This window comes from Nonomuraea sp. SBT364 (assembly GCF_001083785.1).
Taxonomy (GTDB): Bacteria; Actinomycetota; Actinomycetes; order Streptosporangiales; family Streptosporangiaceae; genus Nonomuraea.
This window is the reverse complement of record NZ_LAVL01000096.1, coordinates 1-24,314: the sequence shown is the minus strand read 5'-3', so window position 1 is coordinate 24,314 and position 24,314 is coordinate 1. Positions and strand designations below refer to the sequence as shown.

General features: G+C 72.3%; 25 protein-coding genes. 15 read left to right on the top strand and 10 right to left on the bottom strand.

What is annotated here, in order from left to right; translation table 11 throughout:
• Nucleotides 1-54 precede the first annotated feature (54 nt).
• From ADY59_RS31635 to ADY59_RS31610, 6 genes are all read left to right on the top strand, one after another.
• A complete protein-coding gene (locus ADY59_RS31635; protein WP_049569824.1) occupies nt 55-1,890 on the top strand; it encodes an ABC transporter substrate-binding protein in 1,836 nt (611 codons plus the stop codon).
• Between the two features lie 3 nt (nt 1,891-1,893).
• Nucleotides 1,894-2,901 (top strand): ABC transporter permease, encoded by a 1,008-nt coding sequence (locus tag ADY59_RS31630; RefSeq protein ID WP_049569821.1) that lies wholly within the window; start codon nt 1,894-1,896, stop codon nt 2,899-2,901.
• Nucleotides 2,898-3,803 (top strand): ABC transporter permease, encoded by a 906-nt coding sequence (locus ADY59_RS31625; protein ID WP_049569818.1) that lies wholly within the window; start codon nt 2,898-2,900, stop codon nt 3,801-3,803. Before ADY59_RS31630 ends, ADY59_RS31625 begins: the two co-directional genes overlap by 4 nt.
• 2 nt (nt 3,804-3,805) lie before the next feature.
• Entirely contained in the window at nt 3,806-4,792 is a 987-nt protein-coding gene (locus ADY59_RS31620) for an ABC transporter ATP-binding protein (RefSeq protein ID WP_231618991.1), read from the top strand.
• Nucleotides 4,789-5,796 (top strand): ABC transporter ATP-binding protein, encoded by a 1,008-nt coding sequence (locus tag ADY59_RS31615; protein WP_049569813.1) that lies wholly within the window; start codon nt 4,789-4,791, stop codon nt 5,794-5,796. Before ADY59_RS31620 ends, ADY59_RS31615 begins: the two co-directional genes overlap by 4 nt.
• A 68-nt stretch (nt 5,797-5,864) precedes the next feature.
• Nucleotides 5,865-6,725 (top strand): GNAT family N-acetyltransferase, encoded by an 861-nt coding sequence (locus ADY59_RS31610; RefSeq protein WP_197093949.1) that lies wholly within the window; start codon nt 5,865-5,867, stop codon nt 6,723-6,725.
• Between the two features lie 2 nt (nt 6,726-6,727).
• On the opposite strand, the gene ADY59_RS31605 is transcribed toward ADY59_RS31610, so the two are convergent.
• Complete coding sequence (locus ADY59_RS31605; RefSeq protein ID WP_049569809.1) at nt 6,728-7,840, bottom strand: exo-beta-N-acetylmuramidase NamZ family protein; 1,113 nt, start codon at nt 7,838-7,840, stop codon at nt 6,728-6,730.
• Between the two features lie 57 nt (nt 7,841-7,897).
• On the opposite strand from ADY59_RS31605, the gene murQ reads away from it, so the two are divergent.
• From murQ to ADY59_RS31590, 3 genes are read left to right on the top strand one after another with little or no spacing between them, the layout of a single operon-like run.
• Nucleotides 7,898-8,794: an N-acetylmuramic acid 6-phosphate etherase gene (gene murQ, locus ADY59_RS31600; protein ID WP_049569806.1), complete on the top strand. Its 897-nt coding sequence runs from the start codon at nt 7,898-7,900 to the stop codon at nt 8,792-8,794.
• Nucleotides 8,795-8,826: 32 nt separating this feature from the next.
• A complete protein-coding gene (locus ADY59_RS31595; protein WP_049569805.1) occupies nt 8,827-9,885 on the top strand; it encodes a serine hydrolase domain-containing protein in 1,059 nt (352 codons plus the stop codon).
• Between the two features lie 43 nt (nt 9,886-9,928).
• Nucleotides 9,929-10,306: a VOC family protein gene (locus ADY59_RS31590; protein WP_049569802.1), complete on the top strand. Its 378-nt coding sequence runs from the start codon at nt 9,929-9,931 to the stop codon at nt 10,304-10,306.
• On the opposite strand, the gene ADY59_RS31585 is transcribed toward ADY59_RS31590, so the two are convergent.
• Nucleotides 10,284-10,715, bottom strand: a complete 432-nt coding sequence (locus tag ADY59_RS31585) for a hypothetical protein (RefSeq protein ID WP_049569801.1) — start codon at nt 10,713-10,715, stop codon at nt 10,284-10,286. The genes ADY59_RS31590 and ADY59_RS31585 overlap by 23 nt on opposite strands.
• A 32-nt stretch (nt 10,716-10,747) precedes the next feature.
• Nucleotides 10,748-11,116 carry a nuclear transport factor 2 family protein gene (locus ADY59_RS31580; protein WP_049569798.1) on the bottom strand — a complete coding sequence of 123 codons (369 nt, stop codon included), beginning with the start codon at nt 11,114-11,116 and terminating at the stop codon, nt 10,748-10,750.
• A 74-nt stretch (nt 11,117-11,190) separates the two neighbouring features.
• Between ADY59_RS31580 and ADY59_RS31575 the strand changes: the two genes are divergently transcribed.
• Nucleotides 11,191-13,824, top strand: coding sequence for a helix-turn-helix transcriptional regulator (locus ADY59_RS31575; RefSeq protein WP_049569795.1), 2,634 nt, complete (start codon nt 11,191-11,193; stop codon nt 13,822-13,824).
• A gap of 48 nt (nt 13,825-13,872) precedes the next feature.
• Here the strand turns inward: ADY59_RS31575 and ADY59_RS31570 are convergent, their stop codons facing one another.
• Nucleotides 13,873-14,769, bottom strand: a complete 897-nt coding sequence (locus tag ADY59_RS31570; RefSeq protein ID WP_049569791.1) for a TIGR03619 family F420-dependent LLM class oxidoreductase — start codon at nt 14,767-14,769, stop codon at nt 13,873-13,875.
• 379 nt (nt 14,770-15,148) lie between these two features.
• Between ADY59_RS31570 and ADY59_RS31565 the strand changes: the two genes are divergently transcribed.
• The 4 genes from ADY59_RS31565 (at nt 15,149) to ADY59_RS31550 (ending at nt 17,249) form a co-directional block, all read left to right on the top strand.
• Nucleotides 15,149-15,457 (top strand): hypothetical protein, encoded by a 309-nt coding sequence (locus tag ADY59_RS31565; RefSeq protein ID WP_049569787.1) that lies wholly within the window; start codon nt 15,149-15,151, stop codon nt 15,455-15,457.
• A 158-nt stretch (nt 15,458-15,615) separates the two neighbouring features.
• The gene (locus ADY59_RS31560; protein ID WP_049569786.1) at nt 15,616-15,945 is read left to right on the top strand and encodes a hypothetical protein; all 330 of its coding nucleotides are present in this window, start codon (nt 15,616-15,618) and stop codon (nt 15,943-15,945) included.
• A 129-nt stretch (nt 15,946-16,074) separates the two neighbouring features.
• On the top strand, nt 16,075-16,947 hold the full coding sequence (locus ADY59_RS31555) for a phosphotransferase (protein ID WP_049569783.1): 873 nt from the start codon (nt 16,075-16,077) through the stop codon (nt 16,945-16,947).
• A 38-nt stretch (nt 16,948-16,985) separates the two neighbouring features.
• Nucleotides 16,986-17,249 carry a TFIIB-type zinc ribbon-containing protein gene (locus ADY59_RS31550; RefSeq protein ID WP_049569780.1) on the top strand — a complete coding sequence of 88 codons (264 nt, stop codon included), beginning with the start codon at nt 16,986-16,988 and terminating at the stop codon, nt 17,247-17,249.
• A gap of 60 nt (nt 17,250-17,309) precedes the next feature.
• Here ADY59_RS31550 and ADY59_RS31545 read toward each other — a convergent pair whose 3' ends face one another.
• Nucleotides 17,310-18,269 carry a hypothetical protein gene (locus ADY59_RS31545; RefSeq protein WP_156325854.1) on the bottom strand — a complete coding sequence of 320 codons (960 nt, stop codon included), beginning with the start codon at nt 18,267-18,269 and terminating at the stop codon, nt 17,310-17,312.
• Nucleotides 18,270-18,376: 107 nt separating this feature from the next.
• On the opposite strand from ADY59_RS31545, the gene ADY59_RS31540 reads away from it, so the two are divergent.
• Nucleotides 18,377-20,155 carry an AMP-dependent synthetase/ligase gene (locus tag ADY59_RS31540; protein ID WP_049569774.1) on the top strand — a complete coding sequence of 593 codons (1,779 nt, stop codon included), beginning with the start codon at nt 18,377-18,379 and terminating at the stop codon, nt 20,153-20,155.
• A 6-nt stretch (nt 20,156-20,161) separates the two neighbouring features.
• Here ADY59_RS31540 and ADY59_RS31535 read toward each other — a convergent pair whose 3' ends face one another.
• The 5 genes from ADY59_RS31535 to meaB all read right to left on the bottom strand — a co-directional run bounded on the left by ADY59_RS31535 (nt 20,162) and on the right by meaB (nt 24,137).
• Complete coding sequence (locus ADY59_RS31535) at nt 20,162-21,235, bottom strand: acyltransferase family protein (protein ID WP_049569771.1); 1,074 nt, start codon at nt 21,233-21,235, stop codon at nt 20,162-20,164.
• Nucleotides 21,232-21,849 (bottom strand): TetR/AcrR family transcriptional regulator, encoded by a 618-nt coding sequence (locus tag ADY59_RS31530; RefSeq protein ID WP_049569768.1) that lies wholly within the window; start codon nt 21,847-21,849, stop codon nt 21,232-21,234. The genes ADY59_RS31535 and ADY59_RS31530 overlap by 4 nt, the downstream gene beginning before the upstream one ends.
• 133 nt (nt 21,850-21,982) lie before the next feature.
• Nucleotides 21,983-22,423, bottom strand: a complete 441-nt coding sequence (locus ADY59_RS31525; RefSeq protein WP_049569766.1) for an acyl-CoA thioesterase — start codon at nt 22,421-22,423, stop codon at nt 21,983-21,985.
• 2 nt (nt 22,424-22,425) lie between these two features.
• Nucleotides 22,426-23,067: a TetR/AcrR family transcriptional regulator gene (locus tag ADY59_RS31520; RefSeq protein ID WP_231618990.1), complete on the bottom strand. Its 642-nt coding sequence runs from the start codon at nt 23,065-23,067 to the stop codon at nt 22,426-22,428.
• A 77-nt stretch (nt 23,068-23,144) separates the two neighbouring features.
• Entirely contained in the window at nt 23,145-24,137 is a 993-nt protein-coding gene (meaB, locus tag ADY59_RS31515) for a methylmalonyl Co-A mutase-associated GTPase MeaB (RefSeq protein WP_049569761.1), read from the bottom strand.
• Nucleotides 24,138-24,314: the final 177 nt, after the last annotated feature.

Here is a 24,314-nt window from a genome sequence, read left to right as displayed (position 1 = left end):
GGTCCGGACAACCCCTACAGATCCTCAACAGGTTCGACACCCCCGGAGCGGCAGATGAAGCGACTAGCAGCGGTAGTGGCGTTGCTGGGTCTTGCCACCGCCACAGCGTGCAGCGGCGGCGGCGAAGGCACCACCAAGACGTCCGGTTCGGCCGGCGGCGGTGGCGGCCTGTTCACCACGATCGACGTGAACCGTCCCGGCCTGGAGCCGTCGGCGCCGGCCAACCCGTACGCCCCCAAGGGCAACTCGTTCTCCGCCTTCAACTCGATGAAGCTCGGCTGGGTCAAGAACCACCTGACGGACCCGAACGTGGCGCTGCCGGGCCTGGCCGCGAGCTGGGAGGTGGCCCCGGACAACTCCTCCATCACGCTGAAGCTCCAGCCCAACGCCAAGTGGTCCGACGGCAAGCCGGTCACCGCGCAGGACGTGCACCTGTCCATCGGCATCGCCTACACCGTCGGCAGCACGGCCTTCGCCGTGACCCCCGGCGCGGCCGGCGCGGCCGGTGAGGTCACCGTGGTGGACGACCAGACGGTGAAGATCACCCAGGCCATGGAGAACCCCAGTCCGAAGTTCGTGCGCGGCGTGCTCGACACCACGGTCGTGCCCTCGCACGTGTGGAACGGCGTGCTGCCGGCCGACTTCTGGGACACGCTCAAGACCGCCCGCGGCGACGGCGCCGACGCCGAGAAGGCCCGCGAGGCGATCACCGCGCTGGGCGAGAAGGTGCTCGCGTTCGCGCCGAAGGAGGACGTCTCGGCCGGCCCGTTCGTGCTGGAGCGGGTCAACCCCGGCGAGGCGCTGCTGGTCAAGAACAAGAACTTCTTCAACGCCGCCAACGTCGCGCCCGACCAGGTGAAGTTCCTCAACTACACCGGCAACGAGCAGATCTGGAACTACCTGACCTCCGGCAAGCTCGACCACTCCGGCTTCGTCGCCGCCCCCACCGACGTGATGAACCGGATCAAGGCGGCGCCGGGCAGCGAGGTCATCAAGGGCTACTCGCCGGTCGCCGTGGGCCTGGCGTTCAACCAGACCAAGAAGCCCTACGACAACGTGCACGTGCGCCGCGGCCTGGCCCACCTGATCAACCGCGAGGAGGTCACGAAGGTCGCCTCCCCCGAGGGCGGCACCGCGGCCACCACGACCAGCGGCATCCACCAGAAGGCCGCCGACGCCTGGATCCCCGAGACCGTCCCGCAGCTGGAGCCCTACGCCACCGACCCGGCCAAGGCCGAGGAGGAGTTCAAGAAGGCCGGCCTGCAGAAGAAGGACGGCAAGTGGGCGCTGGCCGACGGCACGCCGTGGAAGGTGTCCATGCACGCGCCGGCCGGCTTCTCCGACTGGCTGTCCGCGCAGGAGAACATCAAGAGCCAGCTCATCAAGGGCGGCGTCGACGCCGAGGTCGTCACCACCACCGACTACCCGCTCTACCTGGAGGAGCTGGCGGCCGGCAAGTACGACGCGGGCTTCTGGCTGATGGCGCTCGGCCCCGCGCCGTACGACATCTTCCAGCGCCTCTACGGCGTCTCCAACGGCTGGACGAACGTCCAGGGCAAGGTGTCGCACTCGGCCCCCGGCAAGAACGGCAACTGGATGGGCGGCCCCGAGGAGATCGAGGTCGACGGCGAGAAGATCAACCCCGGTGAGCTGACCGGTGAGCTCAACTCGGCCACCGCCGAGGAGGCCAAGCCGATCATGGCCAAGCTCGCCAAGGCCGCCAACCAGGACCTGCCCGTCATCCAGCTCTGGGACTACGTCAACACCCAGTTCGTCAACAACAGCCGCTTCACCGGCTGGCCGCACGACGACGAGATCCTCCGCCTGGGCACCGGTGTGCTCGCCTCCGGTGTGTGGATCCAAGCTGGCATGATCAAGTCGAAGAAGTAATACATGCCGGTCATCGCACGACGACTCGCGGGCCACCTGGCCCGCGGGTTCGTCATGATCCTCGTCGTCGCCACGATCAGCTTCTTCATCATCAACAACATCCCCGGCGACCCCATGGCCGCCCGCTTCGAGAAGCTCGTCGAGCAGGGCATGTCGCCGGACGCGGCCGCGCAGGCGGTCAAGGTGCTGTACGGGTTCCAGCCCGACGGCACGATGTGGCAGCAGTACGTCGACTACATGAGCGGGCTGCTCCGCCTCGACCTCGGCGAGTCCGTGACCAGGCCGGGCACCCCGGTGCTCGACGTGCTCGGCGAGAAGGCCAAGTGGACCGTCCTGCCGGTGCTGGCCGGAACGCTGCTCAGCTTCCTCGTCGGGATCATTCTCGGCGTCTACGCGGCCATCAAGCGCACCGGCAAGCTCGGTGACGCGCTGGCCATCTCCGGGTCGCTGCTGCACGGCATCCCCCAGTACGTGCTGGCCATGCTGCTCGTGGTGATCTTCTCGACGCTCATCCCGCTGCTGCCCGCCGACGGGCCGGTGGACATCCTGTTCGAGCCGGGCTTCAACGCCGGCTACATCGGCTCGCTCGCCGAGCACGCGGTGCTGCCGGTCGTCACCTACGCCCTGTCGGCCTACGGCGGCTGGATCCTGGCGATGAAGTCGAGCGTGGTCACCGTGCTCGGCGACGACTTCATCCTGGCCGCCGAGCTGCGCGGGATGAAGCGCTCGATCGTCTTCCGCTACATCGCGCGCAACGCGATCCTGCCGCTGTTCACGATCCTGGCGCTCTCCCTCGGGCTGCTCATGGGCGGCGCGGTCTTCATCGAGAAGATCTTCAACTATCCGGGGCTCGGGCTGTTGCTCATCGACAGCGTCAACGACCGCGACTACGCCACGATGGGCGGCGCGTTCCTGCTGATCACGGTCGCGGTCATCGTCGCCAACATCGTGGCCGACCTGTTCTACACGGTCATCGACCCGCGCGTGCGCAGCGGAGAGGAGGCGGCATGAGCGCCACGCTCATCCCCGAGTCGGTGTCGGCCGCCGGGACCATGCGCCGCAACTTCTGGCGCGGCGTGTGGCGCGTGATGAAGCGCAAGCCGAGCCGGATGGCCGGGGTGGTCATCGTTCTCGGCTTCGTCTTCATGGGCGTGTTCGGGCCGATGTTCTTCCCCGACCACCTGCCGGGCGACGTCAACCAGATCACCGACCCGCCGAGCTGGGAGCACTGGTTCGGCACCGACCCGCAGGGCCGCGACGTGCTCGCGCTGGTCATCACCGGCTCCCGCTACGTGCTGCTGTGCGCTGCGGTGACCGCGGTCATCACGGTCGTCGCCGGCACCGCGATCGGGCTGTTCTCCGGCTTCAAGCGGGGCCGCTGGGACACCGTGCTCATGCGGATCACCGACATGAAGCTCACCATCCCCGGCCTGCCGCTGCTGCTGGTGCTGGCGACCGTGTGGAAGTTCGGCAGCCCGATGCAGATGGGCCTGGTGCTCGGCCTGCTCGGCTGGGGCGGCGTGGCGCGGGCGGTGCGCGCGCAGACGCTGTCGCTGCGCGAGCGCGGCTTCATCGAGGCGGCGCGCGGGCTGGGCCTGTCCACGACGCACATCGTGGGCAAGGAACTGCTGCCCAGCATGGCCCCGTACATCGCGATGAACATGCTTATCTCGGTCACCGGAGCCGTCTACGCCCAGGTGGGCCTGTTCTTCCTCGGCGTCCTGCCGTACGAGTCGGACAACTGGGGCGTGATGCTCAACCTGGCCGTGTTCCAGGCGGGCGCCATGATCCAGCCGAACGCGCTCGGCTACCTGCTGGCGCCGCTGCTGGCGATCCTGCTGCTCACGCTCGGCATCGTGCTCGTGGTCGACGCCATGGACGAGATCTTCAACCCCCGGCTGCGTGAGGAGTAGCAGTGGCGGAACAAGCGCCGGGAGTGCGCATCGGCGGCCTCACGGTCGTCTACAAGACACCGGCGGGCGAGCTGCCCGCCGTGCGGGACGTCAGCCTGACCTTGGAGCCCGGCTCGATCACCGGCATCGTCGGCGAGTCCGGGTCGGGCAAGTCGACGCTGGCCCTGTCGCTGCTGAACGCGGTCCAGCCGCCGGGGCGGATCGCCGCCGGCACGGTGGAGATCGACGGGCTCGGCGACGTGGCCACCTTCACGGGCGAGGAGCTGCGCAAGGCCAGGGGCAAGCACATCGGCTACGTCTTCCAGGCCGCCCAGAACTCGCTCAACCCGCTCAAGACCGTCGGCAAGCAGCTGCTCGACCTGGGGCGCTCGCACGGTGTGGAGGATCTGCACGGGCTGGTGCGCGAGGCCAAGGAACTGCTGGGCCGGATGGGCCTGGACGGGGCCCGGGTGCTCGACTCGCACCAGCACGAGCTGTCGGGCGGCATGCGCCAGCGCGTCGGCATCATGCTGGCGCTGGTGCTCAACGCCCACCTGGTGGTGCTGGACGAGCCGACGACCGCGCTCGACATGATCACGCAGGCGAACATCCTCAAGATCGTCCGTGAGGTGCACGCCGAGCGCGGCCTGACCACGCTGGTCATCACGCACGACATCGGCGTGGTGGCCGAGGTGGCCGACCGGCTCGCGGTCATGTACGGCGGGCGGCTGGTCGAGCAGGGCCCCACCCGCGAGGTGCTGGGCCGGCCACGCCATCCCTACACCAAGGGCCTGATCAGCGCCATCCCGCGGCTGGTCGGCGACATCGACGAGGCCAGGGCGCTGCCCGGCCGCCCGCCGACGCTGGCCACCGTGCCCAAGGAGGGCTGCGTGTTCCGGGAGCGGTGCGCGCTGCGGATGGACGTCTGCGACACCGTCGACCCCGAGGCGGTGGCGCACGGGCCGAGGATCGTCGCCTGCCATGCGGTGACCGTGAAGGAGCACGCGTGATTACCGGGACCGGCATCGTCAAGACCTTCAAGCAGCGCGGCAACGTGCTCGCCGGCCGCGAGGTGCGGGCGCTGCGCGGCGTCGACTTCGCCATCCCCAAGGGCGGCGCGGCCTCGTTCATCGGCGAGTCCGGCTGCGGCAAGACCACCCTGGGCCGGATCATCGCGGGCCTGGAGTCGTACGACGAGGGCGAGGTGGTCATCGACGGCACGGCGATGTCCGGGCTGAAGCCCAAGCAGCGCCAGCCGCACTTCCGCAAGATCCAGATGATCCACCAGGACCCCTACTCGGCGCTGAACCCGACCCGCACCATCCACCAGACGCTCTTCGCGCCGCTGAGCCTGCGCGCCAAGCAGACCGGCCGGTCGAAGTCGTGGATCGAGGAGCGGGCCGCCGAGGTGCTGGCGCTGGTCGGCCTCGACCCGGGCAGCGTGCTCGCGCGCTACCCGCACCAGCTGTCCGGCGGCATGCGGCAGCGCGTGGTCATCGCCCGCGCGCTGACGGTCGACCCCGAGATGCTCGTCGCCGACGAGGCCGTCTCGATGATCGACGTGTCGCTCCGGCTGGGCATCCTGGCGCTGCTGAAGGACCTGCGCGAGCGGCTCGGGGTGAGCGTGCTGTTCATCACCCACGACGTGGCGACCGCGCGTTACATCGGCGACGACGGCGAGCTGTACGTGATCTACCGGGGCCAGGTGATCGAGCGGGGCGCCGTGGACACCGTCATCGCCGACCCCGTCCACCCGTACACCCAGTCCCTGCTGTCGGCCATCCCGGTCCTGCACGGCCTGGAGCGGCCCGGCGAGGAGCCGGTCGTCCCCCTGTCGTCCCTGGACGCGGCCGACGACGACACCGGGTGCCTGTTCGCGAGCCGCTGCCCGTTCCGCGGCGACCGCTGCGGCGAGCGCCCCCTGCTTCAGGTCACCGAGGGCTTCCCGCAGGAGCACGCCTGCTTCTACCCGGAGCGCCGCAGCGTCATCGCCCGCCCCCTGAGCGAGGTGTGACCGTGCCCCCCGAAGGCCCCGGGCCGGCACCTTCTCCCCCGCGAAGGCCGCGGCCCGCCTCGGTGGACGTGCGTGTGGTGGCGGACCTGGGTGACGCGGAGCTGGCCGAGGCCGGGGAGGTGGCGCGCGCCGCGCTAATCCTGGACGCCGGGGAGGCCCCGGCGCTGGTGCGCCGGCTGGCGGCCCCGCCCGCGAGCCGCCGCTGGACCGCGCTGCTGACCGACGGCGGCGTCGCCATGGCCTCCCTGTCCGAGAAGGACCCGGAGGCCGGCCACATCGACCTGCTGGCCGTGCACCCCGGCGCGCGGGGCGCGGGGCGCGGCCGGGCGCTGGTGCGCGCGGCCGAGGACTGGCTGCGGGCGCAGGGCGCGCGGCGGGCCCGCTTCGCCGGCAACCCGCCCTGCTACGCCTGGCCCGGCATCGACGTCCGCTACACGGCCGCCGCCTGCCTGGCCGAGCGCCTGGGCTACGAGCAGGTGCGCGTCGCCTGGAACATGACCGCCGACCTCTCGGCGGACCTGTCGGCCGACGACGACCTGCGCCGCCTGGCCGGGCAGGGCGTGCGCGTGCACGCCGCGGGCGCGGACCGCGAGCGGGTCACCGCCTTCACCCGCGAGCACTGGAACGAGAGCTGGGCCTGGGAGGTGGCCAACGCCGCCGGCGTGCACTACGCCGAGCGCGACGGCCGCGTGCTCGGCTTCGCCGCCTGGGGCGCCCGCCCGGCGTGGTTCGGCCCGATGGGCACCGCGCCCGAGGCGCGCGGCCTCGGCGTGGGCGGGGTGCTGCTGCGGCGCTGCCTGGCCGACCAGCGTGCCGCCGGCCAGCGGACCGCCCAGATCGGCTGGGTCGGCCCGCTGCGGTTCTACTCGCGCGCAGTCGGCGCCCGCGCCGAGAGGGTCTTCTGGCTGTACGGGCGCGAACTGGCGTGAGGTCACCCGTAGAGGAGCGGCCCGCCGGGGGGAGCGGGGTCGGGGCAGAGCTCACGCGGGTCCCGCCCCTCCTCAAGGCACCTGGTCAGCGAGTCGGACCCCCACAGGTGGTCCATGAACAGCTCGGGCCCCCACCAGACCAGGTCGTCCGGGTAGAGCGTGCGGGCCACGTGCAGCATCGACAGCCCGGTCAGCACCGGCCGGAACGCCTCCCGGTCGTGCACGTGCAGCTGGACCCCGCGCACGGCCGTGCCCGCGTGCTTGTGGAAGGTCGGCGTGAACCACGTGTCCCTGAACCGCACCCCGGGCAGCTCCAGCGCCGCCAGCGCGGGCTGGAACCGCTCGTCCACGTAGGGCGCGCCGACCAGCTCGAAGGGCCGGGTGGTGCCGCGCCCCTCGGAGAACCCGGTGCCCTCGAACAGGCCGGTGCCGGGGTAGACGAGGGCGGTGTCGGGGGTGGGCATGTTGACCGAGGGCATCACCCACGGCAGGCCCGTGTCGGCGAAGGTCATCCCGCGCCGCCAGCCTTCCATCGTGACGACGCGCAGGTCCAGGTCGAAGCCGAACAGTGTGGCCAGCTCCCCCGCGGTCCTGCCGTGCCGCACCGGCAGCGGGAAGCGGCCGACGAAGCTCGCGAACGCCGGGTCGAGCAGCGGGCCCTCGGTGACGGCGCCGCCGAGCGGGTTCGGCCGGTCCAGCACCACGAACCGCAGCCCCAGCCGGGCCGCCGACGCCATCAGGTCGTACATCGTCCAGACGTAGGTGTAGAAGCGGGCGCCGACGTCGGCGATGTCGAACACCAGCGTGTCCACGCCGGATCGGGCGACGATCTCGTCCAGCGCCTCGCCGTCGGCCTTGTGGGTGTCGAACAGCGGCAGGCCGGTCCGCAGGTCGGCGGGGTCCTGCTCGCTGCCGGCGGCCTGCGCGGTGCCCCTGATGCCGTGTTCAGGGCCGAACAGCGCCGTCAGCGGCGTGCCGGCGGCCAGCAGGGCGTCGGCGGTGGGGGTCAGATCGGGCAGGACTCCGGTGGGGTTGGTGATCAGGCCGAGGCGCGTTCCATCCGCCAGCGAAGGATCCGCGGCCAGCCGTTCAGCTCCGGTGCGTACGTATGACATGAACCCATTGTCTGAAAGATATTTACAAGAGAGAAGTAAAGGGTGGAAATTAGCGTCATGATTGATCCGCTACCCGAGCTGTCCACCGAGCAGAGCGACCCCCGCTACAGCCAGATCGACCGGCTGCCTACGGCGCAGCTCGCCAGGCTGATGAACCAGGCCGACGCGGCCGTGCCCGCCGCCGTCGCGGTGGCCGTCCCGGCCATCTCCGACGCCATCGACGCGATCTCGGCACGCATGGCGAAGGGCGGCCGGCTCCTGTACGTGGGCGCGGGCACGTCCGGCAGGCTCGCCGTGCTCGACGCGTCCGAGTGCCCGCCGACCTTCGGCACCGACCCCGAGCTCGTGGTGGGGATCATCGCCGGCGGCCCCGACGCGCTCACCCGCTCCATCGAGGGCGCCGAGGACGACGCCGAGGCCGGCGCCGCGGCGCTGGGCGCGCTGGAGGTGGGCGAGCTGGACTCGGTGGTGGGCGTGTCGGCCAGCGGCCGGGCCCCGTTCGTGCTGGGCGCGCTGGCGGAGGCGGCCCGGCGGGGCGCGCTCACCGCCGGCCTGTCGTGCAACGAGGGCGCGCCGCTGTCGGCCGCCGCCGAGCACGCCATCGAGGTCGTGGTGGGCCCCGAGGTGGTGACCGGCTCCACCCGCCTCAAGGCGGGCACCGCGCAGAAGCTGGTGCTCAACATGATCTCGACCATCTCGATGGTGCGGCTCGGGCGCACGTACGGCAACAAGATGATCGAGATGTCGGCCATGAACAGCAAGCTCGCCGGGCGCGCGGTGCGCATGGTGAGCGACATCACCGGCGCCGACCACGACGCGGCCGGTGAGGCGCTGGACGCGGCGGGCGGCCAGGCCAAGATCGCCGTCCTGATGCTCAAGCACGGCCTGGACGCCGACGGCGCCCGCGCGCTGCTCCAGTCCCACGGCGAGCGCCTGAGCGACGCGCTGAGCTGACCGGGACCACGACACACGGGGAGGGATGAGAGATGTCCGATCGGCTGGAGGCGATCCTCGCGGAGGGGGTGCCGGGCGTGTGCCCGGCGGCGGTCGCGCTCATCGCCGTGGACGGCGCCGTCGTGGCGTCCGCCGCCGCCGGCGAGCTGGTCCGCTACACGGACGCGGAGTTCACGCTCGCCGAAGACAGGCCGCCGGCCCGCCGCGACTCGATCTTCGACCTGGCGTCGATCAGCAAGCTGTTCACCACGGCGGCCATCCTGTCGCTGACCGAGGACGGCCTGCTGGACCTCGACGAGCCGGTGGCGGCCTGGCTGCCGGGCCGCGACGCGCGGATCACCCTGCGCCGGCTGCTGACCCACACGGCGGGCCTGCAGCCGATCCGCCGCATCGACCTGGAGCTCCCCGGCGCGGACCCGGACACCCGCATGGCGGCCATGATCGACACGCCGGTCACCGCGCCGGTGGGCGGCCCGTACCTCTACACCGACGTCGGCATGATCATGGCCGGCCGGGTCGCCGAGGTGGCCGGCGCCGCCCCGCTCGACGCCCTGGTCGCCGCCCGCGTCACCGGCGTCCTCGGCCTCGCCGACACCGGCTACCGGCCCGGCGCCCTCCCCCGCGTCGCCGCCACCGAATGGAAACCGGAGCGCCCCGGGCCCGGCTGCGTGCGCGGCCAGGTGCACGACGAGACCTCCTACGCGCTCGGCGGCGTCGCGGGCCATGCCGGCGTCTTCGCCACGGCCGACGACGTCCTGGCCCTCGGCGAGTCCCTCCGCCTCGCCGGCGCCTCCCCCACGGGGCCGTTGCTGCGGCCGGAGACCGTGGCCGAGATGCTGCGCGACCAGGGGGCGGCAGGGGCGCCGTTCCGGCACGGGCTCGGGGTGCGGATCGGCGACCCGGGGATCGTGGGACCGCTGGAGGGCGCCTTCGGGCATTCCGGGTTCACCGGCACGTCGCTGGTGGTCTCGCCGCCGCACGGGCTGACGGTGGTCCTGCTGACCAACGCCGTCCACCCGGTGCGCGGCCGCGAGGGCATCCGCGCCCTGCGCCGTGCCGTCGCCGGCGAAGCCCTCCGCCTGGCCACCTGAGCGGGCGTAGCCTGGGAACGACGGCGAAAGGGGAGGGACGCCCATGCCCGTGCATCTCAACCACACGATCGTGGAGGCCCGTGACCGCGAGGCGACCGCCGGCTTCCTGGTGGACGTCCTCGGGCTGGCGCCCGCCGCCACGTTCGGCCCGTTCCGCGTGGTCGAGCTCGCCAACGGGGTGTCGCTCGACGTCGTCCAGGCCCGCGGCGACGTGCACCCGCAGCATTACGCGTTCCTGGTGAGCGAGACCGAGTTCGACGAGATCTGGGCCCGGATCAAGGATCGCGGCCTCACCTACTGGGCCGATCCCCATCACCGGCAGCCGGGCCGGATCAACACCAACGACGGCGGCCGCGGCCTCTACTGGCTCGACCCGGACGGCCACAACCTGGAGATCATCACCGTCCCCTACGGCGGCTGACCGGGCGCCCCGGCAGTGCGGCGCTGACGGTGACGCCGCCGCCGGGGACCACGTTCACCGACACCCCGCCGCCCAGCTCGGCGAACTGCGCGTCCCTGACGCGCAGCCGGTCGGCGAGCCGGTCCGGCGGCAGGCCCTGGCCGTGACCGCTGACCGTCAGGCGCAGGCCCCGGGCGCCCGCGGTGAGCGCGATGCCCACGCTCCGCACCGATCCGTCCCCCTCCAGGCCGTCCAGCACGTCGAGGACCGTGGCCTGGACGAGCTCCGCGACGTGGCCGGGCAGCGGCCGGCCGGGCAGTGCCCACACCTCGACGTCGATGCCGGTCGAGCGGGACCACCGCTCCAGCCGCTCACGCAGATCGTCCGCGGGCATCACCCGTGCCTCCGTACGGAGTCCGTCCATGGTCATGGTGTTCCTCATCGGTCAGGGCGTCGTGATCGTCAGGCGCCGGTGGGGACCTTGTCGAGGAAGCCGTGGACGCGGTCGATGCGGCCGTCGGCGGTGAACACCGCCACGTCGAAGCCCACCACCAGGGCCTCGGCGCCGTCCTGCGCCAGTTCCCAGGTGAAGCGGGCGATGTCGTGGTGGGCGTCCACCGGCCCGCCGAGGGTGAAGCGGAAACCGGGGAACTGCTCCTGGACGGCGGCGATGGTGGCGTCGATCGCGGCGGTGCCCGCGGCGACCCCCATCGGGTCGGTGTAGACGCCGTCCGCGCTCCACAGCTCGTCGATGGCCGCGCGGCGGGCGGCGGGGTCGGTCTCGTTCCAGGTGGCGATGTAGCGAGCGATGAGCTCGTCGATGTTCTTCATGACCAGGAAGCTAGAGCAACCACGCATAATGGACATCTGTCACGATTAGGTAGTTGCATCAGTAAAGGGAGTCCATGCTGTACGGGCGAGAGGCCGAGACATCAGTCATCGACGAGCTTCTGGCCACCGTACGCTCGGGCCGCAGCGGCGCCCTGGTGATCAAGGGCGAGCCGGGGATCGGCAAGACCGCGCTGCTCGACCACGCCGCCGCGCACGCCGACGGCATCCAGGTCATCCGGCGCGGCGGCGTGCCGTCGGAGAGCGAGCTGGCGTACGCGGGGCTGCATCTGCTGCTGCGCCCGGCGCTGGACCGGATGCACAAGCTGCCGCCGCCGCAGCGGCGCGCGCTGGAGACGGCTCTCGGCCTGACCGACGGCCAGGGCGCCGACGCGCTGCTCGTCGGCCTGGCCGTACTGTCCCTGCTGGCCGAGGTGGCCGAGGACGGCCCCCTCCTGTGCCTCATGGACGACACGCAGTGGCTGGATCCCGGATCCCGCGCGGCGCTGGCCTTCGCCGCCCGGCGGCTGGACGCCGAAGGCGTAGCCCTGATCCTGGCCACCCGGGAGGGCGAGACGCACGGGCTGCCCGAGATCACGCTGACCGGCCTGGACTCGCCCGCCTCGGCGGCCCTGCTGAAGGGCAGCCCCCTGACCCCGGGCCAGCGCTACCGGGTGCTCGCCGAGGCGCAGGGCAACCCGCTGGCCCTCATCGAGCTGCCCGCCGCCCTGAACCGGGACGCCCACGGTCCCGGCGCGCTCCCGCTGAACAGCCGGCTGCAGGCGGCCTTCCACAGCCAGGTGGACCACCTGCCCGCGGCGACCCAGACACTGCTGCTGGTGGCCGCGGCCGGGGAGGGCCTGGACGAGGTGCTGGCCGCCGCCGGACGGCTCGGCGTCACGGCGGCCGACCTGGTGCCCGCCGAGGCCGTCGGCCTCGTCACCACCGACGGGCAGCACGTACGCTTCCGTCACCCGCTGATCCGCGAGGCCGTCTACCAGCAGGCCCCGATCAGTTCGAGGCTGGCCGTGCACGCCGCGCTCGCCGCGACGCTGACCGGAGACCACCACGCCGACCGGCGGGCCTGGCATCTGGCCGCCGCGACCGTCGGCCCCGACGAGCAGGTGGCGGCCGAGCTGGAACGCACGGCCGCGCGGTCGGCCCGCCGGCACGGCTACGCGGCGGCGGCCACCGCCTACCAGCGCGCCGCCGCTCTCACCCACCACGACGACGAGAGCCGGGCCCGGCGCCTGACCCTGGCGGCGGAGTCGGCCACCGAGGCGGGCGAGCTCGACTGGGCCCAGGCGCTGGCGGGCGAGGCCGACACGCTGACCACCGACCCGGCGCTGCGCTCGCGCCTCACCCACGCGCAGGCCACCGCTCACTTCTCGCGGGGAGGGTACGGCGAGGCGCACCGCCTGATGACCGAGGCCGCCCGCCTGGACCCGGCCCTGCTCGTCCGGGCGTCGCAGACCGCCTGGTACGCCGGCGAGGCCCAGGTGTCGCAGGTGAGCGGCCGCCTGGCGCGGGCGCTGGCGCAGACGCTGTTCGACGAGCCCACCGCCGCCTTGGCCCGCCTGGAGGCCACCGCCTTCGCCCGGCTGTTCGGCGGCGACCCGGCCGGTCTGCCCCCGCTGGAGCAGGCCGTGGCCGAGGCCGAGCGCGGCCTGGCCGGCTACCCGCCCGGGATCGCGGCCATGGTCTGCGGCATGCCGCTCGTCGCCGGGCAGGACGCCGCCACCCTGCGCATGGCCTCCCGCCTGATCGACCGCTGCCACGCCGAGGGCGGCATCGGCGTGCTGCCGATGGTGCTGTACTTCAGGGCGCAGGCGGAGCTCTTCCATGGCGGTCGCCACCACGAGGCGGCCGCCGCCGCGACCACCGCCCTGCGCCTGGCGGAGAACACCAGCCAGCACCAGTGGGCCGCGCTCAACAGGGGCCTGCTCGCCTACCTGGCCGCCGTCGAGGGTGACGAGGAACGCCACCTCCGCCTCACCGGCGAGGTGGAGCGGAGCCCGGCCGCGCCCATGCAGGGCGCCATGTGGGCCGACTGGGCCCGGGCGATGCTGGACCTGGGCCAGGGGCGCACCGAACCGGCGCTCGGCCGGCTCGAAGGCCTCACCGAAGGGCCCGGCTGGTACCACGTCTCGGCCATGCGTTGCGTGCCCGACCTGGTGGAGGCCGCCGTGCGCAGCGGCGAGCCCGACCGTGCCCGGCCGGCCCTGGCCCGCTACGTCCGCCTCGACCAGCGCCACCTCGTCGAGCGCTGCCTGGCCCTGCTCGCCGGGGACGAGGCGGAGACGCACTACCTGGCGGCGCTGGAGGCCGGCGGCCCGCCCTTCGAACACGCGCGCACCCGGCTGCTGTACGGGGAGTGGCTGCGCCGGGCCAGGCGCCGCGGCGCCGCGGTCGGCCATCTGCGCGAGGCCATGGAGACCTTCGAACGCCTCGGCGCCGTCCCCTGGGCCGGCCGCGCGCGGGCCGAGCTCCAGGCGGCCGGCGCCGTGGCCGCCGACGTGCCCGCACCGGACAGGCCGGCCGGTCTGACACCGCAGGAGCGCCTGATCGTCCAGCTCGCGGCACGGGGGCTGTCCAACAAGGACATCGCCGCCCAGCTCTTCCTCAGCCCCCGCACCGTCGGCTACCACCTGTACAAGGCCTATCCCAAGCTGGGCGTCGCCTCCAGAGGCGAACTCGCCGCCCTGGGCTGACGACCACGACCTTCCAGGCGCCAGGCCCCGCCACAGGCGCGGGACCCGCTAAAGGCGCGGGGCGAGCGCCTCAAGGGCCTCCTCCGCGCGCCGCATGGCCTCGTCGGCGCCGAGCGTGACGTGTTCAGGGTCGAAGTTGAGGTCGTGGAAGACGTCCGTGACGCCTTCGGCCTCCAGGGCGGCGACGTCGGCGCGGATCTGGTCGAAGGTGCCGGTGAGGAGCGGCCTGCCCGGCCCGGCGCCGGACCGTACGCGGGTGACGCCCCGGCACACCACGCGCAGCGCGCCGGGGTCGCGGCCGGCGCGCTCGGCGGCCTCCCGCACGACGGCGGCGCGCGGCCCGATGGCCGACAGGTCCTCGCGGCTGGAGCTGACCCACCCGTCGGCGAGCCGCCCGGCCCGCCGCAGCGCCACCTCGGCGGTGCCGCCCAGCAGGATCGGCGGCGCCGGCGACGGCTTGGGGTCGACGTGCGACGGCGGCACGCTGTAGAACTCGCCCCGGTGCTCCACCACGTCGTCCGTCCACGCCTTGCGCAGCACCTCGACGAACTCCTCCCCCCGCCGCCCGCGCCCCTCGAACCCCACGCCGGCGGCCTCGAACTCCTCCGGCAGCCAGCCGAGCCCGAGCCCCGCGGTGACCCGCCCGCCGGAGACGGCCTGCAGGGTGGCGAACTGCTTGGCCAGCGCCACCGGCTGCACGAAGGCGTTGACGACGGCGACGCCGAGCCTGATCGTCCCGGTCACCCCGGCGAGGAAGGCGAGCGTCACCAGCGGGTCGTGGACGCTGCGGTAGGTGGCGCCCATCTGGTGCCCGACCGGATAGAGCACCCGCTGGAACGTCCACAGCTCGTGATAGCCGAGCTCCTCGGCCCTGACGGCGATGCGGCGCATGTTCTCCGGCGTGGCCCAGTGGCCCGACTGCGGCACGGCGAAACCTGTTCTCATGCCCCCTAGTCTGACCGACCCGCATCGGTCCTCCGCAGGCGCCCGTGACCTGCGAGAAGAACCAGCCGAGCCGCCGTAAACGGGCACAGTTCCCATGCCTCGGGCAAGCTGTCCAAGGTCTACGGCCGGTGGGCAAACCGTGCTCAATATCGGCGTCAATCGTCTGGACGGGGCGGCAGGCCGAAATACGCTGGTAGGACGCGCCGCCGCACGGTGGCACGCAGTGCCGGGAGTAGCTCCGGCCTACATGCAGGAGCGCACCGCCACGGCACCCTCATCCGAGAGGGGGCAGAGACCCAGGATTCGTCTTCATGAGGTCGGCCCCGCCAGGCCGGGCGCCTGTCGAGGACCGTACGCCTTCATGAGGAAGGAGACGAGGATGCACGGGAACCATCTGCTCATCGCCGGTCCGCTGATCGCCACCCTCGTGTTCGCGCCGATCGGGACCTCGCAAGCCTCGGCCGTCCCGGCGCCCGCGAGCGCCGGCGAGAGTCGCGCCGCGCCGCCCGTCTGCAAGAAGATGCACCCGGAGGAGGGCAAGATCTGCAGGGACGGCTACGCGGACGGGTTCGAGGCCGGCAGCAAGTGCGGCCAGCCCCTCCAGCGTGGAAGGTACAACGAGGACGAGGCCTACGACATCGGCTACGCCGCGGGATTCAAGGCCGGGAAGAGGACGTGTCCCTCGTAACCGGATATCGGAACGGGCCTGTCCGGATGGTTGCCGCCGGGCAGGCCCGTTCGGCCGGCCGAGGCCGGGACCCCGGGGTGACAGAACCGTCTCCCCTACGTCGTGTAGCGCTCCGAGTACGATGCGTGCACCGTTCTCGTATCGGAGAGGAGAGCCGCATGGGCGTCTTCCCCCGCATCCTCACGATCTCCGCGGCGGTCGTCACCGTCGGCGGAGCCTTCACCGCCGCCTCGCCGGCCGATGCCGCCCAGGCACTCCCGCTGAGCCGCATCATCCACCCCGCCGAATCGGCGACCGCGACAGCCCTCGGGCTCCTGGGGATCGGGAGCGGGGGAAGCAAGGGTCCGGCGTCGAGCCCGGCCGGCCCCCGTAAGGGAATTCGCGACCTCTCGGTCAGGGAGAGGCGGGCGTTCCTGCGCGCCCTGAGGATGATCGGCGAAACCCGGCGCGAGACCCTCCCGCGCGGTCTCCCGATCATGCAGAAGTAGGCGTTTCTCCTCGCCGAGCGTGCGGCCGGCGGTGCGCGGGCTGTCGCCGGCGCAGGTCCGGCAGGGGTTCGGGCCCGTCCGGGGACCGCGCCCGGCCGGGCCGCCCACGGTGCCGAATAGGCTGGACGAGTGGGTCTTGAGGCTGAGCTGGCGGTGGTCGCGGGCGCGTACGGGGGCACGGGTGCGCCCGTGCTGCATCCGACGCGGACCGACGTGGTGGTGTTACGCCGCGGCGAGGTCGTGGTGAAGGCGCATTCGGCGCGTGACGACGTGGCGGCGCTGCGGCCCCGGCTGCGGGCGACGGCGTCGGCGGCGCTGGCCGGCGTGATGCTGGCGCCGCTGGAGCCGGAGGTGCTGACGGTGGCGGGCCGGGCGGTGTCGGTGTGGCCGGCGGGCCGGCCGATCGGCCAGGACGAGACGGACTCGGCCCCGTGGGAGGAGGGGGCCAGGCTGCTGGCCCGTCTGCACGCCGTGCCCCTCACGGTGGTGCCGGCGCTGCCGGCGGCCGGAGGTCCCGCGCGGGCGGCCCGCGCGGTGCGGCGGATGGCAGGCGACGGTCCCGTGGAGAGCCTGGTACGGCGGGCGTTCGCGGAGCTTCCTGAGCCGGAGCCGGCCCCCGGGCTGCTGACGCACGGCGACTGGCATCTGGGGCAGCTCGTGCGCCGCGACCGCTGGCTGCTCATCGACGTGGACGACCTGGGCGTCGGCGATCCGGCGTGGGACCTGGCCAGACCGGCAGCCTGGTATGCCGCGGGGTTACTCGACCCTGTCGTCTGGGACCGGTTCCTGGGCGCGTACCTGGGCTCGGGCGGGCCCGCGCTGGGCGGCGGCGAGGACCCCTGGCTGCGGCTGGACCTGCCCGCGAGGGCGGTGACCGTCCAGCTGACCGCCGTCGCGGTCGTGAACGCCGCCCGGGACGGCCGGGAACTGGATGAGGTCGAGCATTCGTTGGTCGAGTCGTGCAACAGAATCGTCACAGCGCGAGGGCGTTGCGCGCGGTAGGTTTTGCTCAGAACCACGAGGCCAAGGAGAGCGACTAGATGCAGTGCCCGAAGTGCCGCGGCAACATGCGGACATATGAGCGCAACGGCGTCCACATCGAGCAGTGCGACAACTGCCGTGGGATCTTCCTGGACTACGGCGAGCTCGAGACGCTGACGCAGATGGAGACGGCCTACCACGCCGCTCCCCCGCCTCCCGCGCCCGGCGGCCCCGCCTGGGGCGCCCCGCCGCGTGGCGGCCACCAGGGTCACTACGGTCATCACCGCCAGCGCAGCTGGGTGGGGATGCTGTTCTCCAGCTGATCAACAGCACAGGCTGACGACACAGGGCCGCGCGCTCCCGGCGCGCGGCCCTCGGCGTGCTCAGCCGGGGAAGTCGTCGGGGTCGACCTCGCTGGTGCGGGCGTTGCCGCCGGTGATCGCGTGCAGCGTGATGCGCCAGTCGTGCCAGAGGATCTGCGTCGAGGTGTAGGTGGTCTTGAACTTCACCGACTTCTGGAACCGCTTGAAGCTGCAGTCGCGGGTGAAGGCCCGGCTCTTGCCGTCCCAGTCGACGCCGCTGGTGAAGTAGATCTTGTACGTGCCGTCGCGCATCCCGGGGATCTTGAACTTGGCCTTCTTGCGCACGTAGACGCTGATCACCTTGGACTTGCCGCGCATCACGTTGACGACCGCGTCGCGGCTGCCGCCGTTGTGGATCTGCAGCGAACTGCGCCCGCCGAGGCCGCCCTTGCGCAGGTAGTGGCCGTTGCCGAGCCTCCTGGTCTTCTTGCCCCCGGCCTTGACCGAAACCACGTCCGCCGGGTAGCCGCCCGCCTCCTGCAGCGTCTCGCCCGCCTTGTCGAGGTCGCCGAGCGCGCCGCGGACGTCGGTGAGGACGGCCGAGGAGGTGCACAGGCCGCCGGAGCCGACCTTGCCCGTCGCGCCGCCGAGCTCGGTGGCGAGGCCGCGCATGCTCGCGACGTAGGCGTCGTGCTGGGCGCGGACCTCGGCGGGCGGCGCGAGCGCGGCCAGCTCGTCGGCGGCGCCGAGCATCTCCTCCTCCGCCATGCCCACGCGCTGGCGCAGGCTCTTGAGGCCGCGCGCGGCGGCCACGGACTTGATCGCGTCGCTCAGCGCGTCGTGCCGGGTGTCGAGCTCGCCCTTGTAGGCGTCGGCGGTCAGCGTCGCGAGGCTGGGGCTGGGGGTGCCCGCGCCGCCGGGTCCGCCCGCGGTGCCGCTCAGTCTCGGCGCGCCGCCGCTCAGGGAGGGCGCGGAGGTGCACGCGCCGAGCGTGAGGGTCGCCAGCACGAGCACGCAGGGGATCATCCGGGGGGCTGCCACCTGCCACACTATCGCCCGCTTCCTCCTAGGACGTCAATCGCGTTATCGACTGGAAAGGGGCATCCGGCCTAGAGTCTGCCTCACATCCCCCACAGGAGGTCCAGGCAATGTCCAGCATCCCCGCACTGCTGCGCGACCGGATCGCGGCCACACCCGACGCCGAGGCGTACCGATTCCCCTCGGGCGACGACTGGACCTCGATGACCTGGCGACAGGTCGGCGACCGGGTGCGCGAGCTGGCCCTCGGCCTGGCGAAGCTGGGCGCGGGGCCGGGCACCCGGGTCTCGATCCTCTGCTCGACCAGGGTGGAGTGGATCCTCTGCGACCTGGCGGTGCTGTCCACCGGCGCGGCCACGACGACGATCTACCCGTCCAACACGGCGGCGGAGTCCGCCTACGTCATCACCGACTCCGGCAGCACGATCGTCATCGCCGAGAACGACGAGCAGGTCGCCAAGCTCAGGTCGGTGCAGAAGGAGCTGCCCGGCGTCACCAGCGTGGTCGTCATCGACGGCACCGCGGGCGACGACGGCTGGGTGGTCACGCTCGACTCGGTGCGCGGCGACGACGACAGTGACGACGACAGTGACGACGGCTTCGAGGCGATGGTGGAGGCGATCGGCCCGGACGACGTGGCGACGCTCATCTACACCTCCGGCACCACCGGCCGGCCGAAGGGCGTGGTACTCACCCACGACAACTGGCTGTACGCGGCCGGCTCGGTGCGTGAGCTGGACCTGCTGTCCGGCGACGACCTGCACTTCCTGTGGCTGCCGCTGTCGCACTCGTTCGGCAAGCTGCTGGAGGTCGTGATGATCGGCATCGGCGTGCCGACCGCGCTCGACGGCCGGCTCGACAGGATCGCCGACAACCTGGGGGTGCTGCGGCCGACGTTCATGGCGGCGGCGCCGCGCATCTTCGAGAAGATCCACAACACGGTCGCCGCGACCCAGCAGCGCGAGGGCGGCGTCAAGCTGAAGATCTTCACCTGGGCGAAGCGGACCGGCGTCCGCGTGGTGCGGGCCCGGCAGCGCGGCGCGTCCATCCCGCTGACGACGCGGCTGGAGTACGGGCTGGCCGACCGGCTGGTGTTCAGCAAGCTGCGCGCCCGGTTCGGCGGCCGGATCCGCTTCTTCATCTCGGGGGCGGCGCCGCTGTCGCAGGACATCGCGGAGTTCTTCGACGCGGCGGGGCTGACGATCCTGGAGGGCTACGGCCTGACCGAGTCGTCGGCGGGCAGCTTCCTCAACCGGCCCGACAACGTCAGGTTCGGCACGGTGGGGCTGCCGCTGCCGGGCACCGAGGTGCGCATCGCCGACGACGGCGAGGTGCTGATCGGCGGGCGCGGCATCATGCGCGGCTACCACGGCCTGGCGGAGGAGACGGCCGAGGCGCTGGAGGAGGGCTGGCTGCGCACCGGCGACATCGGCGAGCTCGACGAGGCGGGACGGCTGCGCATCACCGACCGCAAGAAGGAGCTGATCAAGACCTCCGGCGGCAAGTACGTCGCCCCGACCTACATGGAGGGCCGGATCAAGGCGGCCTGCCCGTATCTGTCGCACGTGTTCGTGCACGGCGACCGGCGCAACTACTGCACGGCGCTGGTCACCCTGGACATGGACGTGACCAGGCCGTGGGCGGAGGCCGAGGGGCTGCCGACGGATCCGGAGGAGCTGCGCGGGCATCCGCGGATGCGTGCGGAGGTCGACAAGGCGATCGCCCAGGTCAACGCCGACCAGGCCAGCTACGCCACGATCAAGAAGTTCTCGATCCTGGCGCAGGATTTCACGGTCGAGGGCGGGGAGCTGACCGCCAGCCTCAAGGTCAAGCGCAAGGCCGTCGAGGAGCGCTACGGCGGCACGCTCGACGGCCTCTACGAGGAGTAGGCCGCGTCACAGCACCCGCTTGGCGCCGGGCAGCGAGCGCGCCAGGTAGGCCAGGCCCCAGCACAGCGGGAGGCAGAGGGCGGCGGCGAGCGCGAACTTGACGATCGCGGCCGCCTGCAGCCCGCTGAGCGCGTAGCCGACGGCGACGAGCACCGGCGGGTGGATGACGTAGACGGTGTAGGCGTGCTCCGACAGGAACCTGCCGCGCGGCCCCTGCCCGGCGAACCGCTCGCGGAAGAGCACCACCAGGCCGATGATCATGCCGACCGCGAAGACGATCTCCCACGTGGCGGTGACCGCCTCCGTCACCGCCCCGGTGGTCATCCCCAGCACCGGCAGGCACACCACCGAGGACGCACCGGCGACGGCGAACCCGGCCCGTCCGGCCCGGCGCGGCAGCGACTCGAACCAGCCGCGCCGGTAGGCCACCAGCCCCACCACGAACATGCTCACGTACTGCGGCAGGAAGTACGGCGTGGGCAGCCCGAGCACCGGCACGTAGGAGCCGACGGGCACCGGGATCCGCCACAGGATGATCACCGCCGCCAGGCCCGCCGTGAACAGCACGATCCAGCGCGCCCTGGGCACCGACGGGCGCGCCTCCGCCTTGCGCCCCCACCGGCGGCAGAGCGCGTACAGCATGCCGAGGACGAGCAGCACCTCGACGAACCACATCGGGCCGGGATCCCACGTGCGCAGGTAGACCTGCCAGAAGGACTCGCCGCCCGCGTAGTCGGGCAGCGTCACCAGCGGCCGCAGCAGCAGGAGGGACACCAGCAACGGCACGCCGAGCCGCAGCAGCCGGTCGCGCGCGAACGCGGGCCCGCCCTTGCGGTCGTAGGAGCCGGGCGTGAAGAAGCCGGAGATCAGGAAGAAGAACCCCATGAAGAACGCCTGGTTCATGACGACGAGGATGTCCAGGGCGAGGCCCGAGGGATCCTCGGCGGGCTCGACGTAGAACCACATCGGGATGTTGCCGTACGTCAGCGCCACGTGATGCAGGACCACCAGCACCGTCAGCAGGACGCGGAGGTTGTCGACGGCGTACAGCCGGGTCGTGGTGCGCGGTTCGGTCTTCAAACGACGGCCCTCTCGAACAGGTCGGCCAGCTCCCGGGCGTGAGCGTCCAGATCGTGGCCGGGGTTGGCGATCCAGTAGGCGAACATGGTGTCGACGGCCGCGGACTGGGTGAGCGCCATCACCCGGATGTCGAACGCGCGGAACTCGCCGGTCTTCTGGCCGAGGCGGTAGATCTGCTCCAGCGACCGGTAGATCTCCTCGCCGGCATTGATGCCGAAGCGGGGCTTGCCGTGCTCGTCGCGCAGGTTGACGAAGATCTCGCCGAGCGCCTTGAGCTGGGTGCGCTGGGCGCGCATGTGCTCGGCCACGCCGAGGATCTGCGTGCGCAGCAGCTCGGTGGCCGTGCTCAGGCCCTCCATCCGGGTCAGCACGTGCTCGCTGATGGCCGTGTAGACCTGGACGACCACCTCCTCCATCAGCTCGTCCTTGCCGTTGAAGTGGTAGGAGATGACGCCCTTGCTGATGCCGGCGTGCTCGGCGATCCGGGCCAGCGACGCGCGGGCGAAGCCCTGCTCGGCTATCACCTCGATGGCCGAGGCGATGATCTGGGCGCGTCTGGCCTCTTCGATGAACGAGCGGCTTTTCTGGCCGCTGGGATCATTTTCTGACCGCATGGCCAAAATCTAGCACACCGGGCCAGACAGGTTGATCGGACATGCGAAAGGGCGCCGGCCGCACTGCGGCCGGCGCCCCGCGCCGATTCGTGGGAGCCCATCCCGTGGAGGTGCCGGCCCCGGGCCGGCGGGTCTACCGCAGGGCCGTCACCTGCTGCTCCCCGGGCAGCAGCGGCGCCGCGGCGTCACGCAACTCCTGGCTGAACGGGGCGGGGCGGAACGTGGCCGGGTCGAGGTTGACGTTCACCCGGTAGCCCTCAGCGTGCACGGTCGAGCGGTCGGCCGACAGCACGCGGAAGCCGTAGACGCCGCTGGTGCGCCCCATCCGGTCCATCCAGAACTCCACCAGCACCTCCCCCGCCCCCACGATCGGCGCGTTGTAGGTGATCTTGAACTCGCGGACGGCCATGTAGACGTCGCGGAACCGGGACACGCCGGGGTCGAAGCTCCACCCCTGCTCGGCCCAGTAGGCGCCGACGGCGCGCTCGACCAGCAGGGCGTAGCGGGAGTTGTGCAGCAGCCCCATCGCGTCGAGGTCGTCGAAGTGGATGTGGACGGTGCGGGTCACGCTCACGTTCAGTCCTCCGGAAGGAGATCGGGAGTGGGGGTCAGGTCGCGCAGCCTCAGCAGCACGGCACGGCGGCCGCGCCGGTAGGCCACGTCGCGGTCCAGCAGCCGCGCGTGCGTGATCGCGGCCTCGCCGAGCGCGTCGATCTCGTACGCGAGCTGCCCGGGGTCCACGCCGGCGGGCAGCTCGCCCAGGGTCACGGCCTCGCGCACGAGCCGCTCGATCAGGGCGATCCAGTCGGCCAGGGCCTGGGCGACCCGTTCGCGCACGCGTCCGGGCTGGTCGTCGAACTCGACCTGCGCCATGAAGAAGAAGCAGCCGCCGGGCAGCACCCCGTCGGCGTAGAAACGCATCCGCGCCTCGTGCAGCGCGAAGATCCGCCGGACCCCGGCCGGGGACCGCAGGGCGGGCTTGACGATCAGCTCGACCCACTGGCGGCCGGCCCAGTCCACCGCGTCGAGCTGGAGCTCCTCCTTGTCGCGCCAATGCGCGAAAAATCCAGACTTGCTCACCCCCGCCGCGTCGGCCAGCCGGCCGAGGCTCAGCCCGCCCAGCCCGTGCACCGAGGCCAGGGACACGGCCCGCTCCAGGATCGCCTCCCGGCTGCGCCGCCCCCGGGCACGGCGCCCGTCGGTCATGTCGTCGGTCATGCCGCCCACACTATATGAGCGACCGATCGTTCGTATAATTGGGCCGCCGGGCCACGGGGTGCCCGGTCCCGCGCGGGTCAGGGGCGCTTGAAGGCGGCCAGCAGGCGGTCCGCGGCCAGGGACGGGGTCAGCTCCCCCGCCAGCACCTCCCGCTCGACCTCCCCGGCGATCGCCGCCACCTCCGGGTCGTCGCGCAGCTCGGCCAGCAGCCGCTCGCGCACCAGCGTCCACGTCCAGCCGACCTGCTGGCCGCGGCGCTTGGCCGCCAGGTCGAGCCCCTCCTGGTGGCCGAGGATCTGCCGCCACAGCTCCGCCAGCCCGTCGCCGGTGAGCCCGCTGCACGTCAGGACCGGAGGCGGCGTGGTGTCGGAACGCAGCATCCGCAGCGCCCCCGCCAGCTCGCGGGCCGCCTTGCGGGCGGCCGTCGCGTGCTCGCCGTCGGCCTTGTTGACCGCGATCACGTCCGCGAGCTCCAGCACGCCCTTCTTGATGCCCTGGAGCTGGTCCCCGGTGCGGGCCAGCGTCAGCAGCAGGAACGTGTCGACCATGTCGGCCACGGCGGTCTCCGACTGCCCGACGCCGACGGTCTCCACCAGCACCACGTCGAACCCGGCCGCCTCCACCACCACCATCGCCTCCCGCGTGGCCTTGGTGACGCCGCCCAGCGTGCCGGAGGTGGGCGAGGGCCGGATGAACGCCGCGGGGTCGGCTGACAGCCGCGACATCCGGGTCTTGTCGCCCAGGATGCTGCCGCCGGTCCTGGTGGAGGACGGGTCCACGGCCAGAACCGCCACCCGGTGCCCCTCGCCGGTCAGCAGCGTGCCGAGCGCGTCGACGAACGTGGACTTGCCGACCCCCGGAACCCCGGACACGCCCACCCGCCGGGCCCGGCCGGCCAGCGGCGTCAGCTCGACGAGCAGCCGCTGGGCCAGCGCCCTGTGGTCCTGCCGGGTGGACTCGACCAGCGTGATCGCCCGCGCGATCCACGTCCGCGAACCCGCCTTGACGCCCTGGGCGTAGTCCTCCAGCGAGCGCACCGCGCCCTCCCGTCTCCCAGCCCCGATCCTCATGAACGAATCATCTGACCCTAACTCCCGACGAATGTCGACAATTGCCGCTAAGGTGCTGGAGATTCGATCTCACCCGTCACTGGAGTCCCTCTACTTATGCCCAACGTCGAACCTTTGCGCGAGGGCGATCCGGCGGCGGTGGGACCGTACCGCCTGGCCGGGCGGCGGGGGGCGGGC